This window comes from Chryseobacterium shigense (assembly GCF_900156575.1).
In the GTDB taxonomy this organism is placed as follows: domain Bacteria; phylum Bacteroidota; class Bacteroidia; order Flavobacteriales; family Weeksellaceae; genus Chryseobacterium; species Chryseobacterium shigense.
The window spans coordinates 66,297-76,775 of sequence record NZ_FTNY01000009.1 but is presented as its reverse complement, the minus strand read 5'-3'; the positions used below and the strand labels follow the sequence as shown (position 1 = coordinate 76,775).

Here is a 10,479-nt window from a genome sequence, read left to right as displayed (position 1 = left end):
ATTTTCTCGACTTCATCAAGGCCTTTTCCACCCAGAACAGTTTCGGAAAGAACTTTACCGTTTTTGTCCAGTCTTGAAATCCAAACATCTTTTGAACCATAACCTTTGGCTGAATTCTGAACATTTCCAGCTACAAAAAATCCAAGATCTGTGGTTTGAATAACAGCTCTGGCCTCCTCATCAGAAGAACCTCCCAATGTTTTCTGCCACAATTCATCGCCGAATTCATTGAGCCTGATCAACCAAATGTCAGATCCGCCTTTGGAATCTTCTTTTTTATCCAAGCCTTTCCCGGAATATGAAGTGCCGGAGACTAGAAAACCTCCGTCCTGCGTAGTAACGGTTGCCGATAAATAGTCATGATTAGCTCCGGAGAAATATTTCTCCCAGGCCTGTTCGCCTTGCTGATTGAGTTTAATGAGGTGAAAATCATACCCACTATTCTGTTTACTGCTCCCAGCCTTCAGCTTATCGCTTTGAATACTGCTTCCAGAAATAAGATACTGCTGATCAATGGTTGTGGTAACCTGGCTTAAGAAATCCTGCGTGGAGGATGTGATATCTTTTTGCCACAATACTTCTTGAGCAGACAGTCCAAGAATAGTGCATAAGGTCAATGCACCAGAGTAGAATTTCTTCATCTATTTGTGTATTTGAGTTAATGTTAGTTTTTATAAAATTACAGCGCAAATTTAACGATTTTTAACACTCCTGCAATGTCTCTTTAATGAGATTTAATAGTATTTTTCTCACTTGCGGGTGTGTTTTTAAGTACTGTTAAGTATTGCTATAACAAAGATATAATCGGTAGACGACAAATCAGGTCGTATTATTTTTTTTCATTTAATTTGATTTTAAGAGGCCAATATAATATTTATTTTCATCCTGGAATCATAAACAAAAAACATACTTTAAAAGCGATTTTTGCAAAGAATTATTTTCATTAAAAAGCGCAATAATTTACCTAATTAAGAACTTTTAGGATGGAACAGATTTAAATCCAAAAGTATAAACAGGACTGAAAAGTGACCCTCAATATCCGATTATGGATATAGCAAACTCTTTCCCTTAAAAAAAGGGAAACTGTTACAGAGTATTGAACCGATATAATGTAGATAATTGACTTAACGTTAATAAAATGAACATCTTATACAAAGGGAAGCGAGGGTGAAATCAATTTCATTGATTCTGATGAAGGAAATGAATACAGATCATCCACCTTTAAAATATCATGCAGATGATGGAGATGATGAAAACCTTTACTTTTGCTCATCTGTTTTGTTTGATCCGCGTTATCTGCGAGAGGAGAAACTCAAACCATTAAGATTCAGTTAAGTTTTAAAAAAATAGTAAGTGTTTAGCTTCGCTTTACAACATGCAACTTAAAAAATTATTTGATTTTTCTCTTAACAAACCTTACCTCCTTCATTTATCCTAATGTTTTAAAAAAAGATGAATGAGATTGTATTATCAGAGAAATCTTCGAGAGATAAAAAAATATAAACCACAAAAGTTCATTCAGCACTTAAGTTATTTTTGAGATTAATACATTGCGTTTTAGAAGTACACTTAAGGACTATGAAAATCTTTGATTTTCAACTTATCTGCCCTTATTGTTTTCAGAACATAAAAACTTGTGTAGTTTAAATTTCAAGGGCCCAGGTTTGCTTTAAGATATACAGCTTAAAAAAATCATTTGATTTTTTCTTAACGAAGCTTACCTCCTTCATTTATCTTAACGGTTAAAAAAAATATGATATGAGAATTGGTTCCATCACCTAAATCTGCTTGAGCAAATAATGATCAACACTCTTTTGTGATTTACAAAAAAATGCTCTTTTTGTGACCAACAATATATTTTCTACAAATATCTCAGATTTTATGGGTACCCATACTATTTCTGTCTCGTTTTTCTTCTTAGCTCCCGTACCCGCAAAGTCAGCTGTTTACGCAGATCGTTATGATATTGCCGGTAATTTTTAATACTTTTTTCCAGTTGCTTCTTATTGGCCAGATAATCTTCATATAACTTGCCTAATTCCGAGATTCTCGAAATCATATCAGAAGGCTGAATATCAGAATCTATGGCTGTCTTTTTCAGCAGAACGCGGTAATAGTCCATCCGGTCTGTAAGGCTGCTGTGAAATTTAGGTTCTATTCCCTGCATGGCTGTTGGTTTATGCATTAAAGTTTAAAAAGAAAATCACTTTCCGATGGCGGCAGAAGGTGCATCGCTCTGAAATAAAACCCTTACGCCCGGTTCCCAATCATTTTTACTCGCTGATTTAGAATAAATATTATTCACGGCTGATGAAATCAGGGATTCTTCCGAATCTCCTAACGGAAGCAGTGGCAGTGTTGTATATTCACTGGCTGCAATCTGTGGAGAGATTCCATTGCTGTAGGCTCCTTCCCCATTCGCGTTAAAAACTTTATATATAACAGGATGAAGCTGCCATGAGATCTTTTTGGGTTTTCTTTTATCTTCCACAAGAAATCCGGCCATATCTTTACCGAGCGTCACCTCTCCTACCTGAACGACCTGCAGATAAGGTTTAAGGTTATTGATCACGATTTCCGAAGCAGATGCTGTGCTGTTGGAAGTGAGAACGTATACTTTATTAAGATCCAGAGCATTAGTCTGCAATAAACTAAATTCAAGGGCATTAGGATCATAGCTGATCTGTTGTGCAAAGGTCCGTTTTACTTCTCCTCCGTTTTTATTTCCTTTGTATACAATAAAGGGAGAAGAAGCTGTAATTCCAGAAGGAATCAATGAACAGAGCGCTGCAGCTGATGATACCGAACCTCCGTAATTATAGCGGAGATCCAGAATCAATTGCTGTACTCCGGCCGCTTTGAATGCAGCAAATTTCTGATTGAGAGCAGGCGTCATTCCATCCGGAAAATCATAGATATAGAGATAACCTATTTTTTTACCGTTTTTTTCAAATATTTTGGATTCCAAAGGCTGCTCAAACGAATACCCATAATACACGGTAATGTTCTTTTCATCCGCCACAGATCCGTTTTTCCAGTTTCCTACCGTAAGTTCGATGACCGTCTGATCTTTAATCGATGACGTTAATGCTTCTGCATTAGCTGCCGTAATAGCTTTGCCATTCATCTTTGTAATCATCATTCCTCTCTGCAGGCCAGAATTGAAAGCAGGAGAATTTTTCATCACGAGTTTCACGGTCGTGACAACATCTCCGTTAGCCAGTTGGATCACGGCATAATCGAAACCATACCTATTCCGGACAGAACGCGGATAGGAAGAGGGATCCTGAGTATCCACAGCAAATGAAAAACGGTCCTGAGCAGACAGCAGACTTTTAAAAAAATCTTTCACCGGAAGATGGTAATCCGGTTTCGCAGGCATCTGATCTGCCCAGTAATAGTATCGCCTCATACTGTCTTGTACCCAAAGGTTAACAGATTCTGTGCTTCCTTCCGGAAAAACGGGACCGCCCTCATCATCATTAGGGTTACATGATCCCATAAAGAGGGAGACTGCCAAGAGCAGGAGTAACTGAAAATTAAAATATCTCTTCATAAACGCTGACTTGTATTACAGATAATCTGCTACATCGATTTCTCCTTTCACGGTGAGCGCTCCATTTTCCATTCTTTCCTGAAGAACGATCAGATTGGCTCCCATGTCCTGTTTTATTTTTACTTTAATGATTTCAGATCCGGTATAAGGAGTGGAAGTGCCGGGTTGATACAATTCCAGATAAACCGGGACTGTATTACTGAAATAGTTATATATTTTAACCTCCGTAAAGTTTTTCTTTCCAATATGGTCAAATTCTGCGAGTACTACTCCATTTTCTCTTTTCAGAACTCCTTTCAAACCGGATAGTTTGGTCCCGGAATATTCGCCAAGATTCGGGAAAATAAATTCAAATCCCACTTTTCCCAGATTAACCTGTGGTTTTACCGCAGAGGCCTGAAGAAAGATCCCAGGAAGATTGAAGAAATTCAGGGTCTTGTAGTCATTGATATTGTCGTAGGTAATATTATAATGGGCTACCTCAGCACCCGTTTCATTATTATAGATCGCGAGCCTGTCTGTTTCGCCTTCATCCAGAACAAAATTAAGCTGGGTTTCTATTTTATTGGTATAAGAAGTATTTCCGTTGATGGATACCGGAGTTCCGTTCAGTCTTAGCTGGATAATGTCCGGCTTTGAATATCCTTTGATGGTAACTTCGGCGGGTTTCTGCGATTTGTCAAATGGCTGCATAACGCTGCTGTCTGCACAGGAAACCAATAGCATAAAAGATAAAAGGGCAATGAACTTATTCATTTATATTATTTTAAATTATAAAATCTAACTTAGAAATATTGTCCCGCCCTTGGATAGCGGGACAATAGAATAATTATAAAAAAACTAAGTTGGATATGTTGATGATCAAAAATTCTCTGCGGGGAAGCAGCAAATAGGTTTTGATCAATTAAATTTTTCATGGTTAATTCCTGCAGAATTTTCTGTAGGCTTGTGAATCAGTAACTGATTGCTTACTTTTTAATAAATTTCAGTCTTTCCGTTATTTTTCCGTCAGAAACTTCTGCGATATACATTCCTGCCTCTAATGAAGCTACATTCACAGATCTGCTGTATGACACGGAAAGTACTTTCTGTGCGGCCGTATTATAAATAATCACCTCCGTTTTATTTTCATTAAAACCTGGATTCAGTTGAAGCTGAAGGAATTCCTTGACCGGATTTTCTGTTATTTTAGTTAGGTTTTCTTTCTTCTTCACATCCTTTGTTCCCAAAAATGTTGAAGCATAGATCGCCATTTCATCAATGTTAATATTCTGCAGATTGTTTCCGGTCGATTTTCGGTTAGACCACAGTCCGATATAGATTTTTTTACCGGCAAAAGCAGAAATGTCAATAAGATTTTCCTTAAACTGAGTAAGATCGCTCGGGAAAGGATTGCTAAGCGTTCCGGCTATAATTCTGTAGGGACTTACAACATCATTTCCACTTCCGTCCACGGTCATTGCCTGAAAATCGGCTATGGTAGGAACAGGCTTCTGAGGGGTGCTTACATAAATAAACAAATCACGTCCGAAATTAAGGTGTGTGGTTCTCTGTCTTCCGATATAGGCTGCCAGGCTTATGGTTCCGGCTGCTCCTTCCAGGTTGATCTGCGGAGAAATGATCCAGTCGTTTTCCGTACCAAAGCTTGGGGCGTTACCTGTAGGAACCAGGCTTACTGAATAACGCAGTGTTCCCGAAGTACCATACGTAAGGGCAGTACCGTTGAAGTAGATATTTTGTCCCTGTACCCATCCGTTTCCGTTGTTGTTGAGGTCATAAGTCGTCCATCCCTGAAGATCAGCAGGAGTATCAAAAGAATTGCTCCATACCTGAAACTGCGCTGCTGCAGCCTGCGATACCAATACAATAGATAATAAAAATAGTTTTTTCATAATACAGATTATTAGAGATTTAGAAAAAATAAAAGCAGGGAAAGACATGGGAAGCTTCCCCTGCATTTAAGGTTTTATTCCTGAATAGAGAAGTCATATTTTGTCCATGCTCCCTGGAAGTTTCCACCATTTCTAGGAGATACGTTCCATGGTCCTTCGTTGAAGAACGGCTGGCTCATCCCCCAGGATGAAGCGGTAGTTCCTGTCAATAGGTTGGCAGCAGGAATTCCTGATGTACCTGTACCTGTAACAGAAGTCGCAAATCCGTGTACCTGAATTGAGCTTAAGTTAGACGCTGAAGTAAGTTCAGAACCTGTACCTTCCACTTTGATTCCAACAGGATATCCTGTCACTACGGCGTTATTCAACGTTAATTTTCCGTTTCTTCTGATGTGAATACCGTTTTCATAAAAAGATCCTGAAGGAGTTGATGAAGTATACAACACATTCGTACGTGATCCTATAATGGTCAGATTGTTGATGACAGGATTGGTGATCAGCAGTGTAGCAGTACCCGTTGCGTTATTATCCAGCTCAATACCGTTGGTATCAGAAACACCACCGCTTAAACTGTGTGTAGAGTTAGTATCTGCTAAAGCAAGAGCATTGGTAATGGTTCCTGTGTATCCGTTATCAAAGTCAAAGTTATCATCATCCGCAGCAAAAGAAACAAGGTTAGAAGCATTTACTGTACCTCCGAAGAATTCGAAAGAGTCATCTTTACCGTAAGAAACCTGGATGTGGTCTAAAGTAGTCCCGTTTCCAACTCCTCCTAAAGTAAGACCGTTGATCTCGTTTCCTGAGTTTGGTGCTAAAAGATCGAATCCTGCAAATTCAATACGAACATATTTCAATGTACCTCCGTTGTGAGCTGCATTGGAACCTCCGTAATAAAAATCAGAACCTGTTAATCCTTCAATTGTCTTTGTATCAGGCGTGTTGGCAGGTGCATCACCTAAAATAATCACACCACCGAAATCTCCGGGAGCAGCCGTTGTATTCTCATCTCCGTCTAACAGTTTATAACTTGTAAAAATAATCGGCTGAGATTCTGTACCGGTAGCATTGATTTTACCTGTTTTAGAGATCACTAAAACTCCTGTAGCCGTATTGGATGTGTTTGGTTTTGCTTTAATGAAAGTTCCCGGCTGAATAGTCAATGTAGCCCCATTCTTCACCGTTACGATACCATTAAGTTCTACAACACCACTCCATGTTGTATTGGAAGTGATATCACCGCTTACAGTAGTTACAGGAAGAGAAGAAGCTGTGATATACTCAGCAGAAGCAGACTTCATTTCAAACGGAGTAGAAGAATCTGCAAGGCTATCGTTTTGACAAGCAGTAAGAGATAATGCTGCAACAGCAATTAAAGTTAGTTTTTTCATTGTTATAATTTTTAGCAGACCCGGTCATATTATTTTTATGGCCGGATTTTTTAATATTTAGGAACATCCGCCTCTATATTCCTGCGATTTGGTTGTGAGCATCACCCTGCATTTCAGGAGGGGCTGTCCTGCCGGGGTTCCCTGGTTTTCCGCTGCTGTCCGGGAAAAAACAACAGCGGCCGGCTTTTGATCTGATCCGGTACTGCTGTGCGCATCATCAGTATTGATCCGGTCTGTACTCAGGTTTCCGAAACCTGTACATGGCATTAATGAGCTCTTTATTCTGTTTTTTATAATCTTTTAAAACGTGTAGTTCACACTGACCCCGAATATCCTTCCGCTGTAGGCCCGGAATGTGATCTTATCAATATTTTTGTCATATTTGTCCGTAGCGCCCGGAAGAAGCTGCCACGCCTCACGGTCGGTTGATATGGTGCTTCCTCCCGATCCGTTGGGTACGGAATAGGAATTGAAATTGTTATAAAACTCTTTCACCCTGTTGAAAAGGTTTCTTACATTGAATTTAACTTCGAGGTTTCTGTTTCTTAAGAATTTATAGGAAATCTGGGCATCTGCAACGGCGTAGGGACGCTGTATCTCTTCTCCGTTATAGTCGTAACCTACCGTGATGTACTGATCACCTTTGGCATTGTATAAAAAACTGGCTCCCAGGCGGCTTCCGTCAAAGGTAAGGCCTAAGTTGTAGGCATAAGGAGTCTGTCCATATAGCGGCCTTTCCACTTCATAGGTCTCACTATCCTCCCCTGTTTTGTATTGATCTTTAAAAGCGATTACCTTCGTTGTATTGTAGGTGAAATTTCCGCTTACAAAAAGTTTTTCCAGCAAGGCCCCATCCGCAATAAACCCGAGGTTTTTCCGTACTTCCACTTCTAATCCTTTCAGCTTTGCATTTTTAGAATTTCCATTGTACAGAAAGAGATTTCCTTCGTTGGAAAGACGGCCTTCCCGCTCAATAGGTCTGTCGATATCTTTATAATACAATCCGGCAGAGAATATTTCACCCAGGCCGGGAAACCATTCCAATTTAAAATCATAATTATTGACGACCGACGAGGTCATTTCTGTATTGTAAATCAATCCATTAGCTACCGGATCAAAGTAAGGAAGCCCGGTTCTTTCGTTGAATTGAGGACGAATAACGGTTTTATTATAAGCCAGTCTTACATTGATCTTATTCGTAGGGCTGTACGTGAAATTAACGGAAGGCATCCACTGCCATGCCTTATCATCAATAGGTGCTTTTTTAACCGTCTGATTATCCGAATCATCCATTTGCTGGGAGATCAGGTCATACTTAAAATACTCCGCTCTCACTCCCCATACCAACCTGAATTGATTCTTCCATCGGTTGTCAAACATGACGTAAAATGCATTTTGGGTCACCTTCCCTTCATACTTGTCATTTTTGTACATTGGTTTTGTTTGCCAGCCTATTCCTCCAGGAACATACTTAGACCCATCAAACCATTGGTTTAAAGAACCATATAACGACATAAATCCTTTTTCACTGCTGGGAACATCCCTGTTTTCATCCACCCTAAGAAAAAATTTCTGCTGTTGATTGGTATTATTCTTTATCACACCGGCGTAGCCTGCTTTAATGTCTGTCTTAAAATTCCCTGTGTCAATATTCCATTTCAGGGAAGTTCCGTAGTTATAATCCGTTTCTTTATTCGCGATATATCCCCTGTAAAAATTAGATGCTGAATTGTAGACCATATGATACGTAAGAATCTCACTTCCCACGAAATCATATTGGCTCAGATACTGCGTGTAGTCTTTCGTGTCAGATTTCACGCCTGTCCTTGCAGCAAACCAGTTGATGTCAACATTTCTTATTTTATGATTTCCCTCCAGTTTGTTCTGCAAAAGCGTCTGGTAAATAGGATAATTGGTATTATCGGTATATGGTTTGTCCAAAGCCTTGATCTGTGCAGGATCATTATTGGGAATAACTCCGTTGTAGAAATAATTATAGGATGCTTCCGCATTGGCGGCCATTCCGCTTCCTCCTGTATATTCATTCCAGCCCGTCACCCTTGTCAGTGTATTATCATAGATATGGGTATATGAATTACGGAATGAAATTCTGTTTTTCCCCAGCTGTAATCCGAAATTCAACATTCCCGCCAGTGTGGAATTATAATTATAGGAAGCACCTTTGTTTTTAAAATTGTAAAATACAATAGGATCCGTTCCATTCGCCTGCCAATTAGGATCATAAGGTGCTGTGGTATCCAGCCAGTTTCCCCTCCCTGTGTGGTCGATATCCAGTGTAGTCTGTTCGTTTCTTACCGTAAACGCTCCTGCAAATCCCCACTTGTTGTTATTTTTAAGGGCAAAGGTTCTTCCCAGCGCCAACTGCAGATTAGATCCCATATCCGCTTTTGTTTTGAAAGTGCTGAAATTGTCATTGGTAAATCTTTTCGACTGTTCAAAAAATAAGGGATTGTTCCAGTCTGTTGGTTCAAGGCCTTTAGGAAAATCTCTTGTACCGTCATCATATCCGAAATAATCATATTTTCCCTGCTTTCGCGTCAGAAATTCTTTGAATGCCGACTGATCATTATAGGAAGTTCCCATGCTTACCGTGGTAAAATTTTCATTAGGAATATCTTTAGTTCTTACTTCTACATAACCGCCTGCAAAACTGGCATTCATATCCGGTGTTGCGGTCTTACTCACCACAATGCTTTCAACCATTGAGGTAGGGATAATGTCAAATGAAAAGTTCTGATTATAAGCCTCAGTACTTGGAAGGTTGATCCCGTCCATTGCGGCTGTATTCCAGCGTTCTCCCATGGAACGTACCACTACATATTTGTTGTCGATCGTCGTGATTCCCGTTACTCTTTTCAATGTTCCTCCAACGTCATTATCAGGCGTTTTTGCGATCTGTTCGGCAGAGATTCCGTCACTCATCTGAGCCGCTTTTTTCTGCTGGGCCAAAAGTCCTGCCTGAGTATCTGCTTTTCGGGTGGCCGTAAGAACGACTTCTTTAATATCCGTTATCTTATCCGATGCCTGCTTCAAAGCAAATGAGACTCTATTGGTTTCATTAGTATTGACAGACAGCTTTTCTACGCGTACCGGACTGTATTTTGAAGCTTTTACGGTAAGCGTATATATTCCTGCAGGAAGATCGACCACAAAATCACCATTGTTATCGGTCAGGACGGTTTTTCTCGCAACCGTCACTTCTGCTCCGGCTACAGGATTTCCTATTTCATCCACGATCTTTCCTGAAATTTTTCCGTCTCCCGTTACAGAGATACTGTTTCCTTCATATTTTATTGAAATCAGATCGCCACGGAGACGAAATGCCACCGGAAGTCCATTGGTAATATCTTTGAGACAGCTATTCACAGATGTATTTTCACACTTTACCCCTTTCACCTTAAGTTCTTTAAGATCCATTTTAGAATAAGCCAGCCGCATTCCCGTTTTTCCTGCAAAATCTTCCAGCACCTCAATGAGAGGTCTGCTTGCCGGGACAGCGAATGATACTTTCTGGACCAGTTCCTGTGCTTCTGCTGCTACCGTAAAAAATACTGCTGCAACGGTAAGACCACATTTCAATCTTTTCATATGTTCAATTTCTCTTTTGATTAAAAGTTTTTTA

At 39.8% G+C, this 10,479-nt stretch carries 7 protein-coding genes and 1 pseudogene; all 8 read right to left on the bottom strand.

Going from position 1 to position 10,479, the window contains the following annotated elements; translation table 11 throughout:
- A pseudogene (locus BW964_RS21645) lies at window positions 1-641 on the bottom strand (T9SS type A sorting domain-containing protein); the annotation flags it as partial.
- A 1,253-nt stretch (window positions 642-1,894) separates the two neighbouring features.
- Window positions 1,895-2,185: a hypothetical protein gene (locus tag BW964_RS21640; protein ID WP_076510585.1), complete on the bottom strand. Its 291-nt coding sequence runs from the start codon at window positions 2,183-2,185 to the stop codon at window positions 1,895-1,897.
- Between the two features lie 18 nt (window positions 2,186-2,203).
- A complete protein-coding gene (locus tag BW964_RS21635; RefSeq protein ID WP_084176111.1) occupies window positions 2,204-3,556 on the bottom strand; it encodes a S41 family peptidase in 1,353 nt (450 codons plus the stop codon).
- A gap of 15 nt (window positions 3,557-3,571) precedes the next feature.
- Window positions 3,572-4,312: a hypothetical protein gene (locus tag BW964_RS21630; protein ID WP_228432124.1), complete on the bottom strand. Its 741-nt coding sequence runs from the start codon at window positions 4,310-4,312 to the stop codon at window positions 3,572-3,574.
- A 212-nt stretch (window positions 4,313-4,524) separates the two neighbouring features.
- Complete coding sequence (locus BW964_RS21625) at window positions 4,525-5,448, bottom strand: T9SS-dependent choice-of-anchor J family protein (RefSeq protein WP_076510581.1); 924 nt, start codon at window positions 5,446-5,448, stop codon at window positions 4,525-4,527.
- Between the two features lie 74 nt (window positions 5,449-5,522).
- Window positions 5,523-6,836: a hypothetical protein gene (locus BW964_RS21620; protein WP_076510579.1), complete on the bottom strand. Its 1,314-nt coding sequence runs from the start codon at window positions 6,834-6,836 to the stop codon at window positions 5,523-5,525.
- Window positions 6,837-6,893: 57 nt separating this feature from the next.
- Window positions 6,894-7,103 carry a hypothetical protein gene (locus BW964_RS21615; RefSeq protein WP_076510577.1) on the bottom strand — a complete coding sequence of 70 codons (210 nt, stop codon included), beginning with the start codon at window positions 7,101-7,103 and terminating at the stop codon, window positions 6,894-6,896.
- A 33-nt stretch (window positions 7,104-7,136) separates the two neighbouring features.
- A complete protein-coding gene (locus tag BW964_RS21610) occupies window positions 7,137-10,445 on the bottom strand; it encodes a TonB-dependent receptor (RefSeq protein ID WP_076510575.1) in 3,309 nt (1,102 codons plus the stop codon).
- Window positions 10,446-10,479: the final 34 nt, after the last annotated feature.